General features: G+C 72.4%; 22 protein-coding genes and 1 pseudogene. 4 read left to right on the top strand and 19 right to left on the bottom strand.

Going from position 1 to position 25,167, the window contains the following annotated elements; translation table 11 throughout:
• Positions 1 to 413: 413 nt before the first annotated feature.
• Entirely contained in the window at positions 414 to 1,583 is a 1,170-nt protein-coding gene (locus ABT171_RS05475) for a PQQ-dependent sugar dehydrogenase (RefSeq protein ID WP_503073858.1), read from the top strand.
• A 3-nt stretch (positions 1,584 to 1,586) separates the two neighbouring features.
• On the opposite strand, the gene ABT171_RS05470 is transcribed toward ABT171_RS05475, so the two are convergent.
• From ABT171_RS05470 to ABT171_RS05390, 17 genes and pseudogenes are all read right to left on the bottom strand, one after another.
• The gene (locus tag ABT171_RS05470; protein ID WP_351240089.1) at positions 1,587 to 1,814 is read right to left on the bottom strand and encodes a DUF6191 domain-containing protein; all 228 of its coding nucleotides are present in this window, start codon (positions 1,812 to 1,814) and stop codon (positions 1,587 to 1,589) included.
• 49 nt (positions 1,815 to 1,863) lie between these two features.
• On the bottom strand, positions 1,864 to 4,902 hold the full coding sequence (locus ABT171_RS05465) for a helix-turn-helix transcriptional regulator (RefSeq protein WP_351240502.1): 3,039 nt from the start codon (positions 4,900 to 4,902) through the stop codon (positions 1,864 to 1,866).
• 203 nt (positions 4,903 to 5,105) lie between these two features.
• Positions 5,106 to 5,279: a hypothetical protein gene (locus ABT171_RS05460; RefSeq protein WP_351240087.1), complete on the bottom strand. Its 174-nt coding sequence runs from the start codon at positions 5,277 to 5,279 to the stop codon at positions 5,106 to 5,108.
• 198 nt (positions 5,280 to 5,477) lie between these two features.
• Positions 5,478 to 6,089, bottom strand: a complete 612-nt coding sequence (locus ABT171_RS05455; RefSeq protein WP_351240085.1) for a hypothetical protein — start codon at positions 6,087 to 6,089, stop codon at positions 5,478 to 5,480.
• 35 nt (positions 6,090 to 6,124) lie between these two features.
• Positions 6,125 to 6,700: a GNAT family N-acetyltransferase gene (locus ABT171_RS05450; RefSeq protein WP_351240083.1), complete on the bottom strand. Its 576-nt coding sequence runs from the start codon at positions 6,698 to 6,700 to the stop codon at positions 6,125 to 6,127.
• Positions 6,678 to 8,909, bottom strand: a complete 2,232-nt coding sequence (locus ABT171_RS05445; RefSeq protein ID WP_351240081.1) for an MMPL family transporter — start codon at positions 8,907 to 8,909, stop codon at positions 6,678 to 6,680. The genes ABT171_RS05450 and ABT171_RS05445 overlap by 23 nt, the downstream gene beginning before the upstream one ends.
• Before the next feature lie 204 nt (positions 8,910 to 9,113).
• Positions 9,114 to 10,628 carry an Asp-tRNA(Asn)/Glu-tRNA(Gln) amidotransferase subunit GatB gene (gene gatB, locus ABT171_RS05440; RefSeq protein ID WP_351240079.1) on the bottom strand — a complete coding sequence of 505 codons (1,515 nt, stop codon included), beginning with the start codon at positions 10,626 to 10,628 and terminating at the stop codon, positions 9,114 to 9,116.
• 16 nt (positions 10,629 to 10,644) lie between these two features.
• Positions 10,645 to 10,884 (bottom strand): hypothetical protein, encoded by a 240-nt coding sequence (locus ABT171_RS05435; protein WP_351240077.1) that lies wholly within the window; start codon positions 10,882 to 10,884, stop codon positions 10,645 to 10,647.
• Entirely contained in the window at positions 10,881 to 12,380 is a 1,500-nt protein-coding gene (gene gatA / locus ABT171_RS05430) for an Asp-tRNA(Asn)/Glu-tRNA(Gln) amidotransferase subunit GatA (RefSeq protein WP_351240075.1), read from the bottom strand. The genes ABT171_RS05435 and gatA overlap by 4 nt, the downstream gene beginning before the upstream one ends.
• A gap of 5 nt (positions 12,381 to 12,385) precedes the next feature.
• The gene (gene gatC, locus ABT171_RS05425; protein ID WP_004925108.1) at positions 12,386 to 12,682 is read right to left on the bottom strand and encodes an Asp-tRNA(Asn)/Glu-tRNA(Gln) amidotransferase subunit GatC; all 297 of its coding nucleotides are present in this window, start codon (positions 12,680 to 12,682) and stop codon (positions 12,386 to 12,388) included.
• Between the two features lie 95 nt (positions 12,683 to 12,777).
• Positions 12,778 to 13,272, bottom strand: a complete 495-nt coding sequence (locus ABT171_RS05420) for a cupin domain-containing protein (protein WP_351240073.1) — start codon at positions 13,270 to 13,272, stop codon at positions 12,778 to 12,780.
• A gap of 35 nt (positions 13,273 to 13,307) precedes the next feature.
• Positions 13,308 to 13,489: pseudogene (locus tag ABT171_RS05415) on the bottom strand (DUF4267 domain-containing protein); the annotation flags it as partial.
• 42 nt (positions 13,490 to 13,531) lie between these two features.
• Positions 13,532 to 15,790 carry a putative bifunctional diguanylate cyclase/phosphodiesterase gene (locus ABT171_RS05410; protein ID WP_351240071.1) on the bottom strand — a complete coding sequence of 753 codons (2,259 nt, stop codon included), beginning with the start codon at positions 15,788 to 15,790 and terminating at the stop codon, positions 13,532 to 13,534.
• Positions 15,791 to 16,049: 259 nt separating this feature from the next.
• Positions 16,050 to 18,245, bottom strand: coding sequence for an NAD-dependent DNA ligase LigA (gene ligA / locus ABT171_RS05405; RefSeq protein ID WP_351240069.1), 2,196 nt, complete (start codon positions 18,243 to 18,245; stop codon positions 16,050 to 16,052).
• A gap of 15 nt (positions 18,246 to 18,260) precedes the next feature.
• The gene (locus ABT171_RS05400; RefSeq protein ID WP_351240067.1) at positions 18,261 to 19,268 is read right to left on the bottom strand and encodes a methionine synthase; all 1,008 of its coding nucleotides are present in this window, start codon (positions 19,266 to 19,268) and stop codon (positions 18,261 to 18,263) included.
• Positions 19,269 to 19,299: 31 nt separating this feature from the next.
• On the bottom strand, positions 19,300 to 19,998 hold the full coding sequence (locus tag ABT171_RS05395) for an SDR family oxidoreductase (RefSeq protein WP_351240065.1): 699 nt from the start codon (positions 19,996 to 19,998) through the stop codon (positions 19,300 to 19,302).
• A 7-nt stretch (positions 19,999 to 20,005) separates the two neighbouring features.
• A complete protein-coding gene (locus ABT171_RS05390) occupies positions 20,006 to 20,545 on the bottom strand; it encodes an LOG family protein (protein ID WP_351240063.1) in 540 nt (179 codons plus the stop codon).
• Positions 20,546 to 20,624: 79 nt separating this feature from the next.
• Between ABT171_RS05390 and ABT171_RS05385 the strand changes: the two genes are divergently transcribed.
• A complete protein-coding gene (locus tag ABT171_RS05385; RefSeq protein WP_351240061.1) occupies positions 20,625 to 20,948 on the top strand; it encodes a DUF427 domain-containing protein in 324 nt (107 codons plus the stop codon).
• A 37-nt stretch (positions 20,949 to 20,985) separates the two neighbouring features.
• Positions 20,986 to 21,768, top strand: a complete 783-nt coding sequence (locus ABT171_RS05380) for an alpha/beta fold hydrolase (protein ID WP_351240059.1) — start codon at positions 20,986 to 20,988, stop codon at positions 21,766 to 21,768.
• A 6-nt stretch (positions 21,769 to 21,774) separates the two neighbouring features.
• Here ABT171_RS05380 and mnmA read toward each other — a convergent pair whose 3' ends face one another.
• The gene (mnmA, locus tag ABT171_RS05375; RefSeq protein WP_351240057.1) at positions 21,775 to 22,899 is read right to left on the bottom strand and encodes a tRNA 2-thiouridine(34) synthase MnmA; all 1,125 of its coding nucleotides are present in this window, start codon (positions 22,897 to 22,899) and stop codon (positions 21,775 to 21,777) included.
• 102 nt (positions 22,900 to 23,001) lie between these two features.
• Between mnmA and ABT171_RS05370 the strand changes: the two genes are divergently transcribed.
• Positions 23,002 to 23,631, top strand: a complete 630-nt coding sequence (locus ABT171_RS05370) for an N-acetylmuramoyl-L-alanine amidase (protein WP_351240055.1) — start codon at positions 23,002 to 23,004, stop codon at positions 23,629 to 23,631.
• A gap of 265 nt (positions 23,632 to 23,896) precedes the next feature.
• Here the strand turns inward: ABT171_RS05370 and ABT171_RS05365 are convergent, their stop codons facing one another.
• The gene (locus tag ABT171_RS05365) at positions 23,897 to 25,066 is read right to left on the bottom strand and encodes a cysteine desulfurase family protein (protein WP_351240053.1); all 1,170 of its coding nucleotides are present in this window, start codon (positions 25,064 to 25,066) and stop codon (positions 23,897 to 23,899) included.
• Positions 25,067 to 25,167 lie beyond the last annotated feature (101 nt).

Genomic DNA, 25,167 nt, shown 5'->3' with positions numbered 1-25,167 from the left:
CAACCAGGCCACCCAGGCACACCGGACCAGGCGGACGTGGGGCACGCCAGACGCCCCGAGCCGGCGGACCCAGGCTCACCCGACGCCCCGAGCCGGCGGACCCAGGCTCACCCGACGCCCCGGGCCAGCGGTCCAGGCACACCCGACACGCCGCCGGGCCAAGCAGACCAGGCACGCCAGGCCGGCCGAGACCGGCAGGCATGGGACACAGCCGGGTGGGGCAGGTGGGTCGGACCAGGTTGTCCGGGGTCGACGGAGCAGGTGTGGTGGGGGAGCGGGGACGGGCGGGATGTGGGTGGCGGTGGCTCGGATGCGCGGGGGCGTTCGCGTTCGGTCCGGCGGGATCGGGAACCCGGGTGGGCCGGGCGGTGTATGAGAGATAGCAGCTGCTGGCACACCGCCTCGAAGGGACCATGATCGTGCAACATCGAACCGTGTCGGCCGTGTTGGCCATGACCGCCCTCCTGCTGACGGCCGGCTGCTCCTCCGACGGAGGGGGGTCGCCGGGCGGCGCCGGGCGGACGACGCCGACGGGTACGGCATCGGGCACACTCCCCTCCGGCCGAGCCACCGAGCCGGCCCCGCCGGCCAAGGGCTCGGTGAAGGTGCTGCGCACCGTGGCCGAGGGCCTGAAGACGCCGTGGGGGCTGGCCCCGCTGCCCGACGGCGGTCTGCTGGTCTCCTCCCGCGACGACGGGACGCTCATCCGGATCGACGGGAAGACGGGCCGCAAGACCGAGCTGGGCAAGGTCTCCGGCGTCTCCCCGGCCGGCGAGGGCGGCCTGCTCGGCATCGCCCTCTCCCCCGACTACGCCTCCGACCACATGATCTACGCCTACTTCACCTCAGCCTCGGACAACCGCATCGTCCGCATGCTGTACGACGAGCGAAAGCCGGCCGGTGAGCAACTCGGCGCTCCGGACACGGTGTTCAAGGGCATCCCCAAGGGCGTCATCCACAACGGCGGCCGGATCGCCTTCGGCCCGGACGGCATGCTGTACGCGGGCACCGGTGAGAGCGGCGAGCGGGGTCTGGCCCAGGACCGGAAGTCCCTGGGCGGCAAGATCCTGCGCCTGACCCCGGAGGGCGAACCGGCTCCGGGCAACCCCTTCCCCGGCTCCCCCGTGTACTCGTACGGCCACCGCAACGTCCAGGGCCTGGCCTGGGACGACAAACAGCGTCTGTTCGCCTCGGAGTTCGGTCAGGACACCTGGGACGAGCTGAACGCGATCAAACCGGGCGGGAACTACGGCTGGCCGAAGGCCGAGGGCAGGTCCTCCGATGCCGCCTTCCAGAACCCGATCGCCCAGTGGCACACCGACGACGCCTCCCCCAGCGGCATCGCGTATGTGAAGGGCGTGATCTGGATGGCCGCCCTGAAGGGCCAGCGCCTGTGGCGCATCCCGCTGCGGGACGCGGCGGCCTCGGCGGCACCGCAGGCCTTCCTCACCGGGACGTACGGCCGGCTGCGGACGGTGGCCGCGGCGGGCGGCGACAAGGTGTGGCTGGTGACGAGCAACACGGACGGCCGCGGACGACCGAAGAAGGGGGACGACCGAGTGCTGGAGGTGGAGGTGGGGTAACGCTCAGTGCTCGCCGGCCCGCTCAGGCCTCTGCTCCGGCCTCCCTTCCGGTTCCGCCGTATCCGGCGGCGGTTCCGGCAGTCGTATGACGGCCTTTCCGGACGACAGGTCGATGGGGCCTCGGCCGGGGTCGTTGTCACCGACGTCCTCGCGGGTCAGCTCCAGCCGGTTCTGTTCGTCCCGGGTGTGTTTGCGACCGGGTGCGAACAGTTCCTCGAAGGCGTTGAACACGGCCTCTCCCCCGCTTTCTCCCGCTCACGGCTTTTCTCCAGCCTAGGTCTCAGCCCGCCGGTCCGGCAGTGAGCGTCTCGGCCGGAAACAGGCCCAGCCGATGCGCCACCGCGGCCGCCTCTCCCCGGCCGGAGACGCCGAGCTTGCTCAGGATGTTGGAGACGTGGACGCTCGCGGTCTTCGGGGAGATGAACAGCTCTTCGGCGATCTGGCGGTTGGTGCGGCCGGCCGAGACCAGGCGGAGGACGTCCCGCTCCCGGCTGGTGAGGCCGAGGGCCTCGGCCGGGTCGGCGGGGCCGAGCGCCTGCCGTGGGGCACGGGTCAGGGGGAGGCGGGCGCGGTGGGCGAGCCTGGTGACGGCGTCTGCGAGGGACCGGGCGTCGAGGTGGGCGGCTACCGCCCCGGCCAGCCGGAGCAGTTCGACCGCGCGGTCACGTTCGTCGGCGCCGCCGTCGGTGAGGAGGGCTCCGGCGAGGCGGTGGCGTACCCGGGCGAGTTCGTAGGGGCGGTCCAGGCACTCGAAGGCGGTGACCACCGGCGACCAGTCGTCGGCGGTGTCGGCACCCTGGGCCCGGCGCAGTTCGGCGCGGGTCCACTGCTCGTAGGCCTGCCAGAGCGGGGCGCCGGTGGTGAGGGTGCCCACGGCTTCGCGGAGGCGGTCGAGGATCTCGGCGCGGCCGGGCTGGGCGGCGGGCAGGGTGCGGGCTTCGGCCTCCGCGGTGGCGGCGGCCCGCAGCAGCGGCCAGCCGTGGCGGTGGGTCCCGGGTGGGAAACCGTCCTCCAGGGCGCGGAGCAGTTCGGCGCGGGCGTCGTCGAGGCGGCCCTCCTCGGCGGCGATACCGAGGGCGACCCGGGCCAGGGACAGGGAGTGCTGGGGCATGCGGTCGTGGGTGCCGTAGTGGCCGCGGGCGGCGGTGAGTTGCCGGCCGGCCTCGGCGAAGTCGCCGCGGGCCAGGGCGAGGTGGGCCAGGCGCAGGGCGCCCGCGCCGGGGGGCTTGGCGCTGTGCCGGACCTCGGTCGCGCTGGTGGCCGCTTCGGCGGCCTCCGTCCAGTGGCCGAGCGCATAGAGCGACGCGGAAAGATTGCCCCGCATGAAGGCCTCCGGGTCCGGCAGCCCGTGGGTGCGGGCGAAGGCGATCCCCTCGCGCAGGAGGGAGACGGCCTCCCGGTCGCGGCCGATGCCCTGCAGTTTGGAGGGCAGGTTCACATAGGCGCGGCCCGCGACGTCGTGCACGCCCTCCGCGAGGGTGTCCCGCAGCACCTGCCGCATCTCCGTCAGGCCGGTCTCGGGATCGCCCGCATCCACCTTGAGGCCGCCGAGGGTGAGGCGGGCGTGCAGTTCGATGTCGCGGGCGCCGACCATGCGCGCGTACTCCACGGCCCGCTCGGCGGCGGCGATGGCCTCCGGTCCGGGCCGGTGCAGCATGGACCAGTTGGCGGCGAGGGCCAGCACCTCGGCGTGCACCTCGGACGGGGGCAGGCCGCGCACCAGGTCCTGGGCGGTGGCCAGTTCCTGCCATCCGTCGCCGCGGGCCTGGGACTGGACGAGCCGGGAGCGCTGCACCCAGAACCAGGCGGCGCGCAGCGGGTCCGGCTCGTCCTCCAGGAGGCGCAGCGCCCGTTTGGTGATCTTCAGGGCGCGTTCGCGTTCGCCGCCGAAGCGGCCCGCGACGGCGGCCTCGGCCATCAGGTCGAGGTAGCGCAGCGGGGTGGCGGGGTCGCCACCGCACGGAGGGTAGACCTCGGTGTAGTCGACCGGGCGCAGGGCGGAGCGAACCTCCTCGGGGGTGCTGTCCCACAGTTCCATCGCCCGTTCCAGGAGCCGGAGTTGCTCGGTGTAGGCGTGCCTGCGGCGGGCCACGACGGAGGCGTCCAGGACGGCGGGCAGGGCCTTGGCGGCGTCGTGGGCGTGGTACCAGTAGCTGGCCAGGCGCATCACGCGCGCGTCGGCCGGGACGAGCGTGGGGTCGGCCTCCAGGGCCTCGGCGTAGCGTCGGTTGAGCCGGGAGCGTTCGCCGGGCAGCAGGTCGTCGGCGACGGCCTCGCGGACCAGGGAGTGCCGGAAGCGGTAGCCGTCGCCGGTCCGCGTGACGGTGAGGATGTGGGCGCCGACGGCGGCTCGCAGCGCCTCGATGAGGTCGTCCTCGCCGAGCTGGGCGACGGCGGCGATCAGCCGGTACTCCACGGTGGAGCCGCCCTCGGCGACGACCCGGGTGACCCGCTGGGCGCTGTCGGGCAGCGTCTCGACCCGGACCAGGAGCAGGTCGCGCAGCGAGTCGGTGAGGCCGGTGCCGCAGCCGTCGCAGCCGGCGACGGCGAGTTCCTCGACGAAGAAGGCGTTGCCGTCGGAGCGTTCGAAGATCTCGTCCACTTGGGCCGGGGCGGGTTCGGCGGCCAGGATGCCGGCGATCTGCCGGCCGACCTCCTCGCGGGTGAAGCGGGCGAGTTCGATGCGGCGGACGGTGCGCAGCCGGTCGAGTTCGGCGAGCAGGGGGCGCAGCGGGTGGCGGCGGTGGACGTCGTCGGAGCGGTAGCTGGCGAGGACCAGGAGCCGGCCGGTGCGCAGGGTGCGGAGGAGGTAGGCGAGGAGGTGGCGGGTGGAGGCGTCGGCCCAGTGCAGGTCCTCCAGGACGAGCACGACCGGCCGGTCGGCGGCGATCCGCTGGAGCAGCCGGGCGGTGAGTTCGAACAGGCGGGCCATGCCCTGCTCGTCGTGCCGGCCGGCGCCGGCCTCGCCCAGGTCGGGCAGGAGGCGGGCCAGTTCCTCCTCCTGGCCGCGCGCGGCGGTGGCGAACTCCTCGGGCAGGGCGTCGCGCAGGGCGCGCAACGCGGTGGAGAAGGGGGCGAACGGCAGCCCGTCGGCGCCGATCTCCACACAGCCGCCGACGGCGACGACCGCGTGCCGGCCGGCGGCCGTGGCGAACTCCTCGACGAGGCGGGTCTTGCCGACCCCCGCCTCGCCGCCGAGCAGCAGCGCCTGCGGCTCGCCGGTGCGGGCACGGGCGAGCGCGTCGTTCAGGGTGTCCAGTTCTTCGGTGCGGCCGATGAACACGGGACTGACGGACCTGGTCTCCACGGGCCCGAGCATCGCACGAAGCCCGGAGGGCAGGGCACCGGTTTTCCACAACCCCGGTGCGATCGTCATACCGGAGGTCGGGAGGGTCGTAGCAGCGGACGGGAGGGTCGTACGACCGGGGCGGGCCGTCGTACGACCCTGGTCCGGGCGGTCCGGGAGGCGGCCGACCCCCGTACGGCCGCTCTCCGTCCCGGTCCGGCCCGTCGGCCGGGTGGTCACGCGGTGCGCGGGATCCGGTGCCGGCGCGGGCGGCCGGTATGGGACTCGGCGGCCGGGTCCTCGTGGCGGGCGGCGCGCTGCGTCCGGGCGACGACGCGGGCCAGGCGCTCCTGCTCGGCCTCGCGGATCAGCTGGGCGGAGCGCATCTTGTGGTACTCGAACTCGATCACGGCGTGTCCTTCGCGGAGAGTCGGGGTGGTGCGTCGCGTTCTGCGATGCCTCCACCTTCGTCTCCCAGGGGGGTGCGCCACATCGGGAGAGTTCCGCATCCTGGGGCGGCGTACGGACCCGTACGCGCGCGTAAGGGGCCTTAGGGAGTCCGTACGGTGCGCGGGACTCCCTAAGGCCCCGGGGATCTGCGTCCTTTCTCAGCCGGTCGAGGGCAGGGCGAGCAGGGCGTCGGAGTACGTGAGGGCCGCCAGCAGCAGGCCGATGACGCCGAGCGAGACACCCGCCCAGGCGACCGACCTGATCCACGGGGCCTGCGGCCGGCCGGGGGCGCCGAAGGCGGGCCGGGCGAGCACGGCCACGCCGGTGAGCAGCGCGGCCAGCGCGAACAGCCCGGCCCACAGGGCGGTGCCGTGCCAGGCGTTGCCGTAGACCGCCTTGATCTGGGTGGCGACGCTCGCGGTGGAGGGTGTCCGCAGCTGGCCGATGAGCTGCTCGCGGGCGCCGGCGACAGTGCCGATCCAGCCGCCGCTGAGCGAGACGAGGCCGAGGGCGGCGGAGACGACGGCTCCCGCGCCCTGGCCGACCCCGGAGGGCGCCTTCTCCGGTGAAGGTTCCTCCTCCCCCGAGCCCTCCTCCTCGGCGCTCTCCTCCTCGACGCTCGCCTCATCCGTGGCGTCCGTCTGCCCGGAGCCCTCCTCAAGCGCCTCCGCCCGAGCGGCCTCCGCCGTGCCGGTGGCGGCCTCCACCGCCGTCTCGTCGCCCTGCGCCTCGGTGCCGGCCTCGGCGCCTTCCTCTGTCTTCGTAGCCATGCCCGGCACCGTACGGACGCTGTCTGAGAGGTCCCTTAATGATCGTTCTGCGCGGTACGCGCGCGTGCCGCACGCCACTCGGGGGCGAGCAGCGACCAGATCTCGGTGTCGTGCCGGGCACCCCGGTGCAGATGGTTCTCCCGGAGCACGCCGTCCCGGGTCATCCCCAGCCGCCGGGCGACGTTGATGCTCGGCAGATTGCCGGAGGCCGCGTGCCACTCCACGCGGTGGATGCCCCGGTCCTCGACCGCCCAGTCGATGAGCGGGCGCATGGCCCGTGTGATCAGTCCGCGTCCGGTCGCGGCGGGCTCCAGCCAGCAGCCGACCTCGCAGGTGCCCCGCTCGGCGTCGAAGTTCAGCGTCAGCACCCCGCCGACGAGCTTCCCGTCGAGCCAGATGCCGTGGTAGGAGGCGCTGTCGGCGGCGCGGAGATCGGCGTACCGGCGGAGCGTCTCCCGGGCGGAGGCCAGGTCGGTGACCTGGGAACCGAACGGGATGAACTGCCCGATGAACTCCCTGCCCCGGTCCAGGTGGGCGAGGAACTCCGCCGCGTGCCAGACCTCCAGGGGCCGCAGCTCCGCTCCGTCGTCACCCAGGGATATCGCGTACATCGCGCTGCTCGTCCTTCCGCAGTTCCTCGACCGAGATCGTGCCGAGCTTCTCATGCGCGGCGCGGCACTCGGGCGGTTCGATGCTGAGGCGCGGCAGCAGGCGCTCCAGCCGGGCGGGCAGCCACCAGTTGGCCGCGCCGAGCAGATGCATCAGCGCGGGGACGAGCAGGGTGCGCAGGACGAAGGCGTCCAGGGCGACGGCGGAGGCGAGCGCGATGCCGAACATGGCGATCACGCGGTCGCCGCTGAGCACGAAGGCGAGGAAGACCGAGATCATGATGATCGCGGCCGAGTTGATGACCCGGCTGGTCTCGGCGAGGCCCACGCGGACGGCGCGCCGGTTGTCCCCGGTCTCCAGCCACTCCTCGTACATCCGGCTGACCAGGAAGACCTGGTAGTCCATGGAGAGTCCGAAGAGGACGGACACCATGATCACGGGGAGGAACGGCTCGATGGGCCCGGCCCGGCCGAGGCCGAGCAGTTCGCTGCCCCAGCCCCACTGGAAGACCGCGACGACGATGCCGAACGCGGCCGCCACGGCGGCGACGTTCATCACGGCGGCCTTCAGCGGGATGCCGAGCGAGCGGAACGCGACGAGCAGCAGCAGACAGCCGAGTCCGATGACCGCGCCGATGAACAGCGGCAGTTTGCCGACGATCACGTCCGCGAAGTCGTCGTAACCGGCGGTGACCCCGCCGACCTGGATGTCGAGGGAGGTGCCGGTCTCCGCGCGGGGCAGCACCCTCGTGCGCAGCCGGTCCACGAGGTCGCTGGTGTCCTGCGACTGCGGCGCGGAGTCGGGGACCACGGTGAGGTAGGCGGTGGTGCCGCCGGTGGCGTAGGTGACCGGGGTGACGGAGGCGACGCCCGGGGTGGCGCGCAGGGTCTCCCCGAGGTTGTCCAGGGCGAGCCTGTCGGCGCCGCCGTCCACCCGGGTCACCAGGGTGAGCGGTCCGTTCACGCCGGGTCCGAAGCCGTCGGCGAGCAGGTCGTAGGCCTTGCGGGTGGTGGAGGTGCGAGGGTCGTTGCCCTGGTCGGAGGTGCCGAGGTGGAGGGAGAGGGTGGGCAGGGCGAGCAGGGCGACGACGGCGACGGCGAGCGAGCCGAGCAGCTTGGGGCGGCGTTCGACCAGCGCCGACCAGCGGGCGGCGAGACCGGTGGGCAGCTCCGGGCCGGGCCCGTGCTCGGCGAGCCGGCGCCGCTCGCGGCGGCTGAGGGCCCGGGGGCCGATGTACGCCAGCAGGGCGGGCAGCAGGGTGACCGAGGCCGCGACGGTGAGCACCACCGTCAACGAGGCGGCCACCGCGACGCCGTTGAGGAAGCCGAGCCGCAGGGTCAGCATCCCCAGCAGGGCTATGCACACCGTCGCGCCCGCGAAGACGACCGCGCGTCCCGTGGTGGCGACGGCGTTCACGGCGGCCTCGGTGACGCTCAGGCCGCGTTTCAGGCCGCGCCGGTGCCGGGTCACGATGAACAGCGCGTAGTCGATGCCGACGCCGAGGCCGATCAGCATGCCGAGCATGGGCGCGAAGTCGGCGACCGTCATGGCGTGTCCGAGCAGCCCGATGCCGGAGTAGGCGGTGCCGACGCCGACCAGCGCGGTGGCGATGGGCAGCGCCGAGGCGGCGAGCGAACCGAAGGCGAGGAACAGCACGACGGCCGCGACGAGCACGCCGACCACCTCGGCGGTGTGCTCGCGCGGGGACGAGGTGAGCCCGATCGCGCTGCCGCCCAGCTCCACCTGGAGACCGTCGCCCTGGGCGGCCTTGGCGGTGCGCACCACGGCCCGCGCCTCGGCGGCGCCGATGTGGTCGGCCGGCCGGGTGAAGGTGACGAGGGCGTAGGCCGTGTGGCCGTCGGCGCTGATCCGGTGCGCGCCGCGGCCGCCGTACGGGCCGGTCACCGAGGCGACGCCGGGCAGCGCGGCGATCCGGTCCAGGGTCTGGGTCATGGTCTGTTCGACGTCGGCGGCGCGGACGGTGCCGGTGCCGGTGTGCCAGACAACGGTGTCGTTGTCCCCGCCCAGGCCCGGGAATCCGTCCTTGAGGAGCTGCGCCGCGCGGCCGGACTCGGTGCCGGGGACCTCGTAGTCGTTCGAGTACGCCGAACCGGCCACGGCGGCGGCCCCGGTGACCCCGCCGAACGCGAGGAGCCACAGCAGCACGGCGATCAGCCGATGCCGGACACACCAACGGGCGAGGTCTGCCACGGACGTGCTCCCAGATGACGATGTATGGATCTTTGGCCGGGAACGATCGTCCATGAGGTGAACAGCCCGCAAAGAACGTATGGGTACGCGGAGGACACTCTTGCAGGCGAAAGTGATCGTTTGCCGTGATCGTGGGCTTCTTCACACGAGAGATGTGCGACGGCCCCGGAGGTCATGCCTCCGGGGCCGTACGGCAGGCAGCGCTCAGCCCTCGCTGACGCCCAGCTTCTCCAGGATCAGCTCCTTGACGCGGGCCGCGTCGGCCTGACCCCGGGTCGCCTTCATGACCGCGCCGACCAGGGCGCCGGCCGCGGCCACCTTGCCGCCGCGGATCTTGTCCGCGATGGCCGGGTTGCCGGCGATGGCCTCCTCGACGGCGGCGGTCAGCGCGCCCTCGTCGGAGACGACCTTCAGACCGCGCTTGTCGACGACCTCGTCCGGGGTGCCCTCGCCGGCGAGGACGCCCTCGATGACCTGGCGGGCCAGCTTGTCGTTCAGGTCACCCTTCGCGACCAGCTCGGTGACCCGGGCCACCTGCTGCGGAGTGATCGCCAGCTCGTCCAGCGCCTTGCCGGACTCGTTGGCGCTGCGCGCCAGTTCGCCCATCCACCACTTGCGGGCGGAGGCCGCGTCGGCACCGGCGTCGATCGTGGCGACGATCGGGTCCAGCGCACCGGCGTTGAGGATCGCCTGCATGTCGGTGGCGGAGATGCCCCACTCGGCGAGCAGCCGGGTGCGGCGGGCCAGCGGCATCTCCGGCAGCGCGGCGCGGATCTCCTCGACCCACGCGCGCGAGGGCGCCACCGGCACCAGGTCGGGCTCCGGGAAGTACCGGTAGTCCTCGGCCTCCTCCTTCACCCGGCCCGAGGTCGTGGACCCGGTGTCCTCGTGGAAGTGGCGGGTCTCCTGGACGATCGTGCCGCCGGACGAGAGCACCGCCGCGTGGCGCATGATCTCGTAGCGGGCCGCACGCTCCACCGAGCGCAGCGAGTTGACGTTCTTGGTCTCGCTGCGCGTGCCGAACTTGTCGGCGCCCTTGGGCATCAGCGACAGGTTCACGTCGCAGCGCATCTGCCCCATCTCCATGCGGGCCTCGGACACACCGAGGGCCCGGATGAGCTCGCGCAGCTCGCGGACGTACGCCTTCGCCACCTCGGGGGCGCGCTCGCCGGCGCCGACGATCGGCTTGGTGACGATCTCGATCAGCGGGATACCGGCGCGGTTGTAGTCCAGCAGGGAGTGGGACGCGCCGTGGATACGGCCGGTGGCGCCGCCGACGTGCGTCGACTTGCCGGTGTCCTCCTCCATGTGGGCGCGCTCGATCTCCACGCGGAAGGTCTCGCCGTCCTCCAGCTGTACGTCGAGGTAGCCGTTGAAGGCGATCGGCTCGTCGTACTGGGAGGTCTGGAAGTTCTTCGGCATGTCCGGATAGAAGTAGTTCTTCCGGGCGAAGCGGCACCACTCGGCGATCTCGCAGTTCAGCGCGAGACCGATCTTGATGGCGGACTCGACTCCGGTCGCGTTGACGACCGGGAGCGCGCCGGGCAGGCCGAGGCAGACGGGGCAGGTCTGGGTGTTCGGGCCGGCGCCGAGCGTCGTCGAACAGCCGCAGAACATCTTGGTCTTGGTGCCGAGTTCGACATGGACCTCAAGGCCCATGACGGGGTCGTACGACGCCAGCGCGTCCTCGTACGACACCAGGTCGGTCGTGGTGGTCACGGTGAAAACTTCCCTCTCAGCCCAGCAGGACGTCGTCGTCGCCCAGCCGCTTCAGCTCGCGGTAGAGGATCGCGAGGCCGGTCACGATCGCCACGGCGGAGACCGTGGCGTCGATCAGCCGCAGCGTGTCGTGCTCGGCGCGGGCCTTCTTGATCTGCTTGGCGACACCGAACGCGCCGAACGCGGTGGTGGCCATCGACAGGTACGTACCGGACTTGGACTTCTTGAAGTCCTTGGCCTTGGACAGCTTGCTCACAGCGACGGAGCCTCCTCCAGCAGCGGGTGTCCCCACTTTTCCACGAAGGCGGCCTCGACGGCGGCGCCCACCTTGTACAGGCGGTCGTCCTGCATCGCCGGGGCGATGATCTGCAGGCCCACCGGGAGGTTGTCCTCCGGGGCGAGACCGCAGGGCAGGGACATGGCCGCGTTGCCCGCCAGGTTGGTCGGGATGGTGCACAGGTCCGCGAGGTACATCGCCATCGGGTCGTCGGCGCGCTCGCCGATCGCGAAGGCGGTGGTGGGCGTCGTCGGCGAGACGATGACGTCGACCTGCTCGAAGGCCTTCTCGAAGTCGCGCGTGATGAGCGTGCGGACCTTCTGCGCGGAGCCGTAGTACGCGTCGTAGTAGCCGGAGCTCAGGGCGTACGTGCCGAGCATGATGCGCCGCTTGACCTCGGGGCCGAAGCCGGCCTCGCGGGTGAGGGAGGTGACCTCCTCGGCCGAGTGGCCGCCGTCGTCGCCGGTCCGCAGGCCGTAGCGCAGGCCGTCGAAGCGGGCCAGGTTGGAGGAGCACTCGGACGGCGCGATCAGGTAGTACGCCGACAGGGCGAGGTCGAAGGACGGGCAGTCCAGCTCGACGATCTCGGCGCCCAGCTCCCTCAGCAGCTCGACGGACTCGTCGAAGCGCTGGATGACGCCGGCCTGGTAGCCCTCGCCGCGGAACTGCTTGACCACGCCGACGCGCATGCCCTGGACGCTGCCGTTGCGGGCGGCCTCGACGACCGGCGGCACCGGGGCGTCGATGGAGGTGGAGTCCATCGGGTCGTGCCCGGCGATGACCTCGTGCAGGAGGGCCGCGTCCAGGACCGTACGGGCGCAGGGGCCGCCCTGGTCCAGGGAGGACGAGAACGCCACCATGCCGAAGCGGGAGACCCCGCCGTACGTCGGCTTCACGCCGACGGTGCCGGTGACGGCGGCCGGCTGGCGGATGGAACCGCCGGTGTCGGTGCCGATGGCGAGCGGCGCCTCGAAGGCGGCGAGCGCGGCGGACGAACCGCCGCCGGAGCCGCCGGGGATCTTGGTGAGGTCCCACGGGTTGCCGGTCGGGCCGTAGGCGCTGTTCTCGGTCGACGACCCCATGGCGAACTCGTCCATGTTGGTCTTGCCGAGGATGACGACGTCGGCGGCCTTCAGCTTCTTGGTGACCGTCGCGTCGTACGGCGGGATCCAGCCTTCGAGGATCTTCGAGCCGACGGTCGTGGGCACGCCCTCGGTGGTGAAGATGTCCTTGAGTGCGAGCGGGACGCCGGCGAGGGGACCGAGCTTCTCCCCCCGCGCCCGCTTCTCGTCCACGGCACGGGCCTGGGCGAGGGCGCCCTCGCGGTCGACGTGCAGGAAGGCGTGCACCTTCTCGTCGACGGCCTCGATGCGGGCGAGGTGGGCCTCGGTGACCTCGACGGCCGTCAGCTCGCCGGAGGCGATCTTCTCGGCGATCTGCGCGGCCGTGAGCCTGATGATGTTGCTGTCCGTCATGGTGGTCACTCCTCCCCCAGGATCTGCGGCACCTTGAAACGCTGCTGCTCCTGGGCGGGGGCGCCGGAGAGCGCCTGCTCGGGGGTGAGCGAGGGACGGACCTCGTCCGGCCGCATGACGTTCGTCAGCGGGAGCGGGTGCGAGGTCGGCGGTACGTCTTGGTCGGCGACCTCGCTGACGCGGGCGACCGCGCCGATGATGTCGTCAAGCTGTCCCGCGAAGTGGTCGAGTTCTTCGGGCTTCAGCTCCAGACGCGCCAGCCGGGCGAGGTGGGCGACCTCCTCGCGCGTGATGCCAGGCATGCAGCGATCCTCTGGGGTGAGTGTGTGTGGTTTGAGACCAATCCTATGGGGCGGGGACAGGTGGCCGTGAAACGGTTTCCGTGAGGCCCCGCGCGTCAGCCCCGGCGGCCGTCCCAGACCTCGCTCTTGAGGAAGTGGTTGTCGTACCGCTCCTGCACGTCGAGGATGCTCTCCGGGGTGGCCTCACCGAGGCGGATGCGCTGCAGGTGGCGGAAGTACTCGAAGCGCTCGATGCCCGGGGCGAAGACGATGAGGATGTCCGCCGGCGCGTCCGGGACGGCGGCGAAGGCGTGCGGCTTCTCCGGCGGGACGATGACGAGATCGCCGCGTTCGGCGGTGACGATGTCGTCGCCGGAGAGGATCTCGGCCGACCCGTCGAGCAGGTAGAACATCTCCGCCCCGCGGTGGTGGAGGTGGGGCCGCGCGCCGTCGGCGCCCTCCGCCAGGGTGACCCGCACCGTGGACAGCGCCCCTCCGGTCGCACTGTTGTCGGCCAGCAGCTGGACGCCGACGGGGGCACCCCCCAGCACCTCGGCCTCGGCGCCACGGACGATCACGGAGTCGTCGAACTCGGGCACGAACAGGGACATGGCTTCCCCCTTGGTGAGGTCGCGCGGTGTCGTCGGACCGCGAACAGCAGTCCGGCGCTGGTCAGGACCACGACCGCCGTGGCGGAGTGCATCCCGGGGCCACGGCCTCGGCGCCGCCGTGGCGCGGCACCATCACCGTGTCCGCCGGCGGTACGAGTGCCACGGCGAGCATGAACCACGCCTCGGCACGGGCACCGGCGGCCGGCAGGGCCAGGCCCTCACCCCGGAGGCGCCGTCCCAGCGAAGCCAGCCCCAAGGGCTACTCGCCGGCAGGCAACGCCGCGCGAGGCCGCTGCCATCCCCGGGAGCCGCGGGCCCGCAACCACGCCGTGGTCTCCTCGGGCGGCATCGCCGCGGCGACCAGCCAGCCCTGCACGGCGTCACACCCCAGGTCCCGCAGGCGCTCCCAGGTCTCGTCGTCCTCCACGCCCTCGGCGACGACGAGCAGACCGAGTGAATGGGCGAGATCCACCGTGCAGCGCACGATCTCCGCGTCCTCCGTGTCGACCGCGAGCCGCGCCACGAACGACCGGTCGATCTTCAGCTCGCTCACCGGCAGCCGCCGCAGATGCACCAGCGACGAATACCCCGTACCGAAGTCGTCCAGCGACATCTTCACGCCGTGCCCGGTCAGACCCGCGAGGGTGTCCGCGGCCCGCTGCGGATCCTCCAGCAGCACATGTTCGGTTATCTCCAGCTGCAGGGCCCCCGCGGGGACCCCGTGCCGGGCCAGCCGCGCGGCGACCGACCCCGCGAAACCGGGCGTGTGGACGTCCCGCGGGGAGACGTTGACGGCGACCGGCACCCGCAGCCCCTGCGCGCGCCACTTGGCGACCTGGCCGAGCGCGGTTTCCAGGACGTACTCCGTCAGATGGGGCATCAGCCCGGAGGACTCGGCGATCGCTATGAACTCGTCCGGCGGAACCTTGCCCCGCTCGGGATGCACCCAGCGCACCAGCGCCTCAAGGCCGGCGACCTGACCGTCGAAGCGGACCTTGGGCTGGTAGTGCAGCTGCACCTCGTGCGCGTCCAGGGCGCGGCGCAGATCGCCCAGCAGACCGAGCCGGTCCGGGGTGTTGGAGTCCCGCTTGGACTCGTACACCTCCACGCCCGTACGGTCCCTCTTGGCCTGGTACATCGCCACGTCCGCCCGTCGCAGCAGCCCTTCGGCGTCCAGGGCGTGGTCGGGGAAGACGGCGACGCCGGCGCTGGCCTCCAGGACGAGGGTGAGCCCGTCGAGGTCCAGCGGGGAGCTGAGCGCGGCGACCAGGCCGCGGGCCACGCGCGTGGCCGACGTGGTGGAGTCGGCGACGGGCAGTAACACGGCGAACTCGTCACCGCCGAGTCGCGCGGCCTCCGCTCCGCGTGGCAGGGCGAGCCGCAGCCGGTCGGCTATCTGCAGCAGCAGCCGGTCACCGGCGAGATGGCCCAGGGTGTCGTTCACCGACCGGAACCGGTCGAGGTCGATCAGCATGAGCGCGGAACGGGCGCCGATGCGTTCGGCGTCGTCGAGGGCGGTCCAGATCCGCTCCAGCAGCCACTGCCGGTTGGGCAGGCCGGTCAGCGGGTCGCGCAGCTGCTCCTCGGCCCGCGCGCGGGCCATCCACAGGCTGGAGTCGAGGGCGATGAGCGGGATGGCGAACAGCGGGAGCAGGATCGGCTGGGCTTCGGCGACGACGCACAGGAGCGGTGCGATGCCGAGCAGCGCCACGGCGACCAGGCCCTGTCTGACCAGGGCGGTACGGGCGACGGTGGGCACCTTGCCGTTGCGCGGGGCGTACAGGTACCACTGCAGGCCGCGGCTGACCGCGAGGTAGGCGACGGCGACGAGAACGACCTCGGGGGCGGTGGCGGCGCTCCAGCGGTCCGGCCGCCAGGGCGTCTCGACGCTCGGGACCCGGCCGAACGCGCCGAGCAGCAGTGCGCCTGCGGCGATGCCGAGGAGGTCCACGGCGCCGTGCAGCACGCCCTGCCGCCAGCGGTGGCGCCGGGCGATGCCGACCAGGACGACGACGGTGAGGCTGACCATGCCGGCGGGCACCCAGCCGTAGAGCAGCAGGACGGCGAGGGTGAGGGCGGCGCCGGAGCCGGTGCCGCCCCACCAGCGGGCGCGGCCGAGCATGACGAGGTGGCCGACGATGACGCCGGTGAGCAGGGCCAGCGACCAGCCGACCGTGCCGCACGGGAAGAGGGCGTGGTGGCCGCTGAAGGCGCGGTAGAAGCCGGCGCCCAGGACGAACGCGGCCGCGGCCACGACGGCCGCGGGCAGCGCGGGCCAGGACAGGTGCCGTTCGGTCTCGGTGCCTGTTCCCGTGCCTGTGCCGGTCAGGCCGGGGGCGGTCTCGATGACCAGGGGTATGGGCGGGGGGGCGTCGGTGGCGGTGGCCGGTCCGGCCGCGCGGGCCCGGCCGCCCGGACGCCCGTGGCCCCGCCCCGTCCACCGGGTCCCCCGCCAGGCGCCCGCGCGACGGCGCAGGCGCAGCCGTGAGTCGGGGGCGACGCTCTCGGTCGGTTCCATTCCCGTCCCTCTCACAGCCGGCGGTGCCCACGCCACGCGGCCCGATGTCCGGCACCCATCAGCAGCTCCGCGTCGAAGAAACCTTCCGCGCACACTCGGAGCGCACGGGGATGCCCCAACCGCAGCCGGGCACGGCAGGTGCACCTCTCAACAGTAGGCCGCGGAAGGCTTCCACGGGCACCGGTCGTCGACGGTTGCCCGAATGCGCCCGGGCCACCCGTATGCAACTGATATGCGCCGAACGGGTGGCCTTCAACCGCTACTCCCCGGTCGGAAGCGCGACTTCGGCCGCCGCGTCCGGACCCTGCTCCAAGAGGACACCGAAACCGTCCTCGTTCAGAACCGGAACCTTCAGTTGCATGGCCTTGTCGTACTTCGATCCCGGGTTGTCCCCCACGACGACGAACGAGGTCTTCTTCGACACCGATCCGGTCACCTTCGCGCCCCGGCTCTGCAGCGCCTCCTTGGCGCCGTCCCGGGTGAAGTGCTCCAGGGTGCCGGTGACGACGACCGTGAGCCCTTCCAGCGGGCGCGGGCCCTCCTCCTCGCCGGTCGACTCGTCCTCCAGCGGTACCCCGGCGGCCTTCCACTTGCGGACGATCTCGCGGTGCCAGTCCTCGGCGAACCACTCCTTGAGCGCGGCGGCGATGGTCGGGCCGACGCCGTCGGTGGTCGCCAGCTCCTCCTCGGTGGCCTGCTCGATGCGGTCGATGGAGCGGAACTCGCGGGCGAGTGCCTGCGCGGCGACCGGTCCGACGTGCCGGATGGACAGGCCGTTCAGGAAGCGGGCCAGGGGGCGGGACTTGGCCGCCTCGATGTTCTCCAGCAGTGCGAGGGTGTTCTTCTTCGGCTCGCCCTTCTGGTTGGCGAAGACCGTGACGACCTTCTCCTCGCCCGTCCTGGGGTCCCGCTTGGGCAGACCGCTGTCGGGGTCGAGGACATAGGCCTTGATGGGCAGCAGCTTCTCCACCGTCAGGTCGAACAGGTCGCCCTCGTCCACCAGCGGCGGGTCGGCCGGCTCCAGCGGCCGGGTGAGCGCGGCGGCGGCCACCCCGCCGAAGTGCTCGATGTCCAGGCACTCGCGGCCCGCGAGGTAGGACACGCGCTCGCGCAACTGCGCCGGGCAGGTACGGGCGTTGGGGCAGCGGAGGTCGACGTCGCCCTCCTTCATGGGCCTGAGCGGGGTGCCGCACTCGGGGCACTCGCCCGGCATCACGAACTCCCGCTCGCTGCCGTCCCTGAGGTCGACCACCGGGCCGAGGATCTCCGGGATGACGTCACCGGCCTTGCGCAGGACGACCGTGTCCCCGATGAGGACGCCCTTGGCCTTGACGACCTCCTGGTTGTGCAGGGTGGCGAACTCCACCTCGCTGCCGGCCACCGTGACCGGCTCGACCTGGGCGTACGGCGTGACACGGCCGGTGCGGCCGACGCCCACCTTGATGTCGACGAGCTTGGTGTTGACCTCTTCCGGCGCGTACTTGTAGGCGATCGCCCAGCGCGGCGCCCGCGCGGTGGAGCCGAGGCGGCCCTGCAGACGGATCTCGTCCAGCTTGACGACCACACCGTCGATCTCGTGCTCCACGGAGTGGCGGTTCTCGCCGTAGTGGGCGATGAACTCGCGTACGCCGTCGAGGTCGTCAACCACGCGGTTGTGCGGGGAGGTGGGCAGACCCCAGGTCTTCAGCAGGTCGTAGGCCTGGGAGAGACGGGTCATGCCCGTGAAGCCCTCCAGGGCGCCGATGCCGTGGACGACCATGTGCAGCGGGCGGGTGGCGGTGACCCGCGGGTCCTTCTGGCGCAGTGAACCGGCGGCGGCGTTGCGGGGGTTGGCGAACGGCTTGTCACCGGCGGCGACCAGGCGTTCGTTCAGTTCGAGGAACTTCTCCATCGGGAAGTAGACCTCGCCGCGGATCTCCACCAGGTCGGGCACCTCGTCGCCCCCCAGGCGGTCCGGGATCTCCGCGATCGTCCGGACGTTGGGGGTGATGTCCTCGCCGGTGCGGCCGTCGCCGCGGGTCGCCGCGCGCGTGAGCCGGCCCTTCTCGTACGTCAGGTTGACCGCGAGGCCGTCCACCTTGAGCTCGCACAGGAAGTGGTAGTCCTGGTCGCCGAGTTCGCGCGCGATGCGCTCGGCCCAGGCGGCCAGCTCGTCGTCGTTGAAGGTGTTGTCGAGCGACAGCATCCGCTGGCGGTGCTCGACCGCGGTGAACTCCGTCGCGTACGACCCCGCGACCTTCTGGGTCGGCGAGTCGGGGGTGCGCAGCTCCGGGAACTGCTCCTCCAGGGCCTCCAGAGTCTTCAGGAGCCTGTCGAACTCCGCGTCGCTGATGACGGGAGCGTCCTTCACGTAGTACCGGAAGCGGTGCTCCTCGATCTGCTCAGCGAGCTGCGCGTGCTTGTCACGTGCCTCGGCGGGCACTGCCGTCTCCGCCTGCTGCTTGTCGCCGGCCACCGTGTCGTCCTCCCGTTACTCTGGGTTGTCCGCGAGGGATCTCGCCGCCCGGACGCAGTGGGCGAGCGCCTGCCGTGCGTAGGCGGGGGAAGCTCCCGCCAGACCGCACGCGGGGGTGACCGTGACCGCCTCGGCGAGCAGCCCCGGCTGCAGACCCAGCCTGCGCCACAGCGTCCTGACACCCATGACGCTACCGGCAGGGTCTGACAATGGCCCTTGAGTCCCGCTCACGACACCGGTGAACAGCCGGGTGCCGCCCTCGACGGCTTCACCGATCGCGTCGTCGTCACGTTCGGTGAGCAGGGTGAAGTCGAAGGAGACCGCTGCTGCGCCGGCCCGCCGCAGCAGCGCGAACGGCACGTCGGGGGCGCAGGAGTGCACGACCACGGGTCCGCCGCCGTGCGCCCCGACGACATCGCGCAGGGTGGCCTCCACGACCTGCCGGTCCACGGCCCGGTGTGTGCGGTAGCCGCTGGCGGTGCGGACCTGTCCGCGCAGGACGGCGGTGAGGGAGGGTTCGTCGAGCTGGAGGACGAGGCGGGCGCCCGGTACGCGGCGTTGCACCTCGGCGAGGTGGAGGCGCAGCCCCTCGGCGAGGGAGGCGGCGAGGTCCCGGCAGGCACCGGCGTCGGAGAGGACGGCCTCGCCGTTCTTCAGTTCCAGCGCGGCGGCCAGCGTCCAGGGGCCGACCGCCTGCACCTTCAGGTCGCCCTGGTAGCCCTGGGTGAACTCCTCCAGGGCGTCCAGGTCCTCCCCCAGCCAGGAGCGCGCCCGCTTGGTGTCCCGCCCCGGCCGGTCCCCGATCCGCCAGCCGCTGGGCTCCACGCGCGCGTACAGCTCGACGAGCATCCCCGCGGTGCGGCCGATCATGTCGGCGCCGGGTCCGCGCGCGGGCAGCTCGGGCAGGAAGGGAAAGTCCTCGAAGCTGCCGGTGACGGTCTTGGCGGCCTCGCGGGCGTCGTCACCGGGCATGGACCCGACACCGGTGGCCCCGGCGAACCTGAACTGGCTGTTTTCGCTCACCAGGGAAGCCTACGGAACCCCTCGGCCGGGGTCAGCGTCCCGGTCGCACCGTCAGGTCGTTGACCTCCGCGTCCCTGGGCAGGTCCAGGGCCATGAGGATCGTCGTGGCGACCGACTCGGGGTCGATCCACCGCGCGGGGTCGTACTCCTTGCCCTCCTGCTGGTGGACCTTGGCCTGCATGGGGCTGGCCGTGCGGCCGGGGTAGACCGAGGTGACCCGGACGCCGTTCGCGTGCTCCTCCTGGCGCAGCGAGTCGGCGAGGGCCTTCAGGCCGTGCTTGGAGGCGGCGTACGCGGACCAGCCCGCGTGGGCGGTGAGGCCGGCGCCGGAGTTGACGAAGATCACATGGCCGCGGGCGGCGCGCAGCTGGGGCAGGAAGTGCCGGGTCAGCTCGGCGGGGGCGACCAGGTTGACGTTGAGCTGGTGGCGCCAGGACTTGGGGGTCAGGTCGCCGACCTCGCCCAGGTCGACGACGCCGGCGATGTGCAGCAGCGAGTCCACGCGGTCCGGGAGGGTCTGGTGGGAGAACGCCCAGGACAGCTTGTCGGGGTCCGCCAGGTCGCCGACCAGGGTGCGGGCGCCGGGGAACTCGGCCGCCAGTTCCTTCGCGCGGCCCGCGTCGCGCGCGTGCAGGACGAGTTCGTCCCCGCGCGCGTGCAGACGGCGGGCGACGGCCGCGCCGATGCCGGACCCGGCCCCGGTGATCACATGAGTAGCCATGCCCGCCATGCTCGCATCAGCGCTCGCCCGTCTGCTCCTCCAGGTAGGCCAGCGCGCCGACCGGCTCCTCGGCGAAGAAGACCAGCTCGGACAGCGGGCGGGGCAGGAAGCCCTCGGCCTCCATGCGGCGGAACTGCTGCTTGAGGCCGTCGTAGAAGCCCGCGGTGTTCAGCAGCACGACCGGCTTCTCGGTGCGGCCGTGCTTCTTCAGCTCCAGGATCTCGGTGGCCTCGTCCAGCGTGCCGGTACCGCCCACCATGATGACCACCGCGTCGGCCTTCTCCAGCAGCAGCTTCTTGCGTTCGGCGAGGTCGGCGGCGATGACCATCTCGTCGGTGCCGGGCCGCGCCTTGTTCGCGAGGAACTCCACGGACACCCCCAGCAGCCTGCCGCCCGCCTCGTGCACCCCGTCGGCGACGACCTTCATCAGACCGACGTCGGAGCCGCCCCACACCAGGGTGTGACCGGCCTTGCCGATCAGTTCGGCGAACTCGCGCGCGGGGCGCGTGTACCGCTCGTCGAGGTCGGCGGCGGACAGGAAGACGCAGATGTTCATGGCCCCCACCGTACGGCTCCGGTCCGGGGTCTTCGCCGTGCGCGGGAAGAAGCACGGGCCCGCCGGCGCTGTCCCCACTATGAGCCGAGGACACACGATCACCATCGAACAGGGCGAGCAGCACGTGCGCGTGGTGCACGGCGGGCAGGTGCTCGCGGAGACCGACCGGCCGCTGGTGCTGCGCGAGACGGGCTGTCCGGTGCGGTACTACATCCCCGCCGACGACGTACGCGTCGATCTGCTGACCCCCTCCGACACGCACACCGAGTGCCCCTTCAAGGGCACGGCGTCCTACTGGTCGCTGCCGGGCGCTCCCGATCTGGTCTGGGCGTACCCGGACCCGAAGCCGGACGTCGCCGCGATCAGGGATCACTTCTGCTTCTACGAAACCGACGTGTCGTGACCGGTGAGCCGTTGCCGGTGCGGCAGTCTGCAGGGGCATGGACAAGAAGACGACTTCCCGTGACGGCACGTCCCTCGCGTACGAAGTGATCGGCCAGGGGCCCACGGTGATCCTGGTGAGCGGCGCCATGTCCACCGGGGGCACGGTGGCGCCCCTGGCCCAGCGGCTCGCGGGCCGCTGCACCGCGGTCGTCTACGACCGCCGGGGCCGCGGCGAGAGCGGCGACACGAAGCCGTACGAGGTCGAGCGCGAGATCGAGGACCTGGCCGCGCTGACCGACGCCGTGGGCGGCGAGGCGGCGCTGTTCGGGGTCTCCTCGGGCGGCGCGCTGGTGCTGCGGGCGGTGGCGAGCGGGCTGCCCGTCGCCCGGGCCGCCGTCTACGAGGTGCCCTACGCCGACTTCCTGCAGGGCGGCGCCGAGCGGGAGGCCGTGTACAAGGAGCAGCTGAACAAGGCCCTCGCAGACGGCCGGCGCGGGGACGCGGTGGAGCTGTTCCTGCGGCTGACGGGCCTCGGCGAGGACGTCATCCGGGGTGCCCGGCAGTCGCCGATGTGGGCCGGGATGGAGGCCGTCGCGCCGAGTCTCGCGTACGACGACGCGGTCATGGGCGACGGCCTGCTGCCCCGGGACCGGATCGCCGCCATCTCCGTGCCGGTGCTGGCGGTCGCGGGCGGCGCGAGCCCGGAGTGGATGCACAGGGCGAACCAGGCCGTCGCGGAAGCGGTGCCCCAGGGCACGTACCGGGTGCTTCCGGGGCAGACCCACATGGTGGAGCCGGATGTGCTGGGGCCGGTGCTGGCCGATTTCCTGACGGAGTAGCGACGGCTACAGCGCCGCGGCCGTCGCGCGCGTGGTCGACGCGATCGTCGCCGAGCCCACCACGCGTGTGCCGTCGTACAGGACGATCGCCTGGCCGGGGGCGACGCCGCGGACCGGCTCGGTGAAGGTCACGCGCAGTTCGCCGCCGGCCGGTTCCGCGGTGACCTCGGTCTCGCCGCCGTGCGCGCGGAGCTGGGCGGTGTAGGTGCCGGGGCCGGTGGGGGCGGTGCCGCACCAGCGGGGCTTGATCGCGGTGAGGGCGGTGACGTCCAGTGCGGCGGCGGGGCCGACGGTGACGGTGTTGGTGACCGGCGAGATGTCGAGGACGTAGCGGGGCTTGCCGTCGGGGGCCGGAGTGCCGATGCGCAGGCCCTTGCGCTGGCCGATGGTGAAGCCGTACGCCCCCTCGTGTGTGCCCAGCCTGGCGCCGGACTCGTCGACGATGTCGCCCTCCGCCTTGCCGAGCCGCTTGGCGAGGAAGCCCTGGGTGTCGCCGTCGGCGATGAAGCAGATGTCGTGCGAGTCGGGCTTCTTGGCCACGGCCAGGCCCCGGCGCTCGGCCTCGGCGCGGATCTCCTCCTTGGTGGTGACCGTGTCGCCGAGCGGGAACATCGCGTGGGCGAGCTGCTTCTCGTCCAGCACACCGAGGACGTACGACTGGTCCTTCGCCATGTCCGAGGCGCGGTGCAGCTCGCGGGAGCCGTCCTCGCGGACGACGACCTTGGCGTAGTGACCGGTGCAGACGGCGTCGAAGCCCAGCGCGAGCGCCTTGTCGAGCAGCGCGGCGAACTTGATCTTCTCGTTGCAGCGCAGGCAGGGGTTGGGGGTGCGGCCGGCCTCGTACTCGGCGATGAAGTCCTCGACCACGTCCTCGCGGAAGCGGTCGGCGAGGTCCCAGACGTAGAAGGGGATGCCGATGACGTCGGCCGCGCGGCGGGCGTCCCGCGAGTCCTCGATGGTGCAACAGCCCCGCGCGCCGGTCCGGAAGGACTGCGGGTTCGCGGAGAGCGCGAGGTGGACGCCGGTGACGTCGTGGCCGGCTTCCGCGGCACGCGCGGCGGCTACGGCGGAGTCGACTCCACCGGACATGGCGGCGAGGACGCGGAGGGGGCGCTGCGGGGTCTCAGTCATAGCCCTTCCAGGGTACGGGGCGGCGGGAACCGGGGCCGCCGGATATCCGTTGACGATCACAGGGGCGGAACGGGATGCGGAAACGGGCCGGAAGGGGAGGGCATGAGCGACGCGGATCGGCGGCTGGGGCGGCGGGCCCTGCTCGTCGGCGGTGCGGCGGCGGCCGTGGGCACGGCCGTGCTGGCCCGCGGGGAGCTGGCGCACCTGTGGTGGCGGCTGCCGGGTGTGGAGAAGCCCCGGGCGGCGGGGGCCGTGGACTTCCGGGGCGCGCGCTGGGTGCCGGCGTCCCCGGCCAACTACCGGCGGGCGGACCGGCCGGACGACTATGCCGTGGACCGGGTCGTCATCCATGTCACGCAGGGCGGCTACGCGAGCGCGGTGAAGGCCTTCCAGGACCCGGCGCACGGTGCGGCGGCGCACTACATCGTGCGCAAGGACGGCCGGATCACCCAGTTGATACGGGAGCTGGACGTGGCCTTCCACGCGGGCAACCGCGCGTACAACGAGCGCAGTGTCGGCATAGAGCACGAGGGCTTCGTGGACGACGCCTCCTCCTTCACGGACGCCATGTACGCGTCCTCGGCGCGGCTGACGGCGGCGATATGCGGGCGGTACGGCATACCGGTGGACCGCGAGCACCTCATCGGGCACGTGGAGGTGCCGGGGACGGACCACACGGATCCGGGGCCGCACTGGGACTGGGAGAGATACCTGAAAAAAATCAAGGCGTAGGGCCTTTTTTGTCCGGTAAGTGCGGTTCTATCCTGGATGTCAGACCTACGGGACGAGTGAGGGAGTTCAAGCGGAGTAGCCGACTTCAGCGAGAGATACATGATCTCTTCAACGAGAGGTACACCGTCTCCGCTGGTGCCGACATCGACGCTCGGGCTGAGAGGCCAGAAGGTCGCAAGGACTGGACCCGACGGCGACCCCCATCACCTGATCCGGACAATGCCGGCGAAGGGAACCCGCCTCGTAGGTCGCTTTCGTGTGCGCGTCAGCTGAGCCCCGCCGCCCGCGCCCGCTCCACCGCCGGGCCGATCGCCTTCGCCACCGCCTCGACGTCCGCCGCCGTGGAGGTGTGGCCGAGCGAGAAGCGCAGGGTGCCGCGGGCCAGATCCGGGTCGACGCCGGTGGCGAGCAGCACATGGCTGGGCTGGGCGACGCCCGCGGTGCAGGCGGAACCGGTCGAGCACTCGATGCCCTGGGCGTCCAGCAGGAGCAGCAGGGAGTCGCCCTCGCAGCCGGGGAAGGTGAAGTGCGCGTTGCCCGGCAGGCGGCCCCCGGGTGCCGGGTCGCCGCCGAGGATCGCGTCCGGTACGGCCGTACGGACGGCGTCGACCAGCCGGTCCCGCAGGGCGCCGATCTCGCGGGCGAACCACTCGCGGCGCTCGGTGGCGAGCCGGCCGGCGACGGCGAAGGAGGCGACGGCGGGGACGTCGAGGGTGCCGGAGCGGACGTGCCGTTCCTGGCCGCCGCCGTGCAGGACGGGTACGGGGGTGTGGTCACGACCGAGCAGCAGCGCGCCGATGCCGTAGGGGCCGCCGATCTTGTGGCCGGAAACGGTCATCGCGGCGAGGCCGGAGGCGGCGAAGTCGACCGGGACCTGGCCCACGGCCTGGACGGCGTCGGCGTGCACCGGGATGCCGAACTCGGCGGCGGCTTCGACGAGTTCACGGACCGGCTGAACGGTGCCGATCTCGTTGTTGGCCCACATCACGGTGACCAGGGCGACGTCGTGGGGGTTGCGGGCGACGGCCTCGCGCAGGGCCTCGGGGTGGACGCGGCCGTAGGAGTCGACGGGGAGGTACTCGACCGTCGCGCCCTCGTGTTCGCCGAGCCAGTGGACGGCGTCGAGCACGGCGTGGTGCTCGACGGGGCTGGCCAGGACGCGGGTGCGGGCCGGGTCGGCGTCGCGGCGGGACCAGAACAGGCCCTTGACGGCGAGGTTGTCGGCCTCGGTGCCGCCCGAGGTGAAGACGACCTCGCTGGGGCGGGCACCGAGCGCTTCCGCGAGGGTTTCGCGGGATTCCTCGACCGTGCGGCGTGCCTGGCGGCCGGATGCGTGGAGGGAGGAGGCGTTGCCCGTGATGCTCAACCGGGCGGTCAGGGCCTCTGCCGCCTCCGGGAGCATGGGGGTTGTCGCGGCGTGGTCGAGGTATGCCATGGTGCCCTGATTCTACGGCCCCCTTGCGGCGTGCCCTGGCTGCGAGGTCGACGTTCGGGCGGGACGCCTCGCGTCGGCTGCGCGGGGTTGCCCCTGGCAAG

The sequence above is a fragment of the Streptomyces sp. NPDC001851 genome (assembly GCF_040297165.1).
Lineage (GTDB): Bacteria > Actinomycetota > Actinomycetes > Streptomycetales > Streptomycetaceae > Streptomyces.
This window is presented reverse-complemented; position numbering and strand designations above follow the sequence as displayed.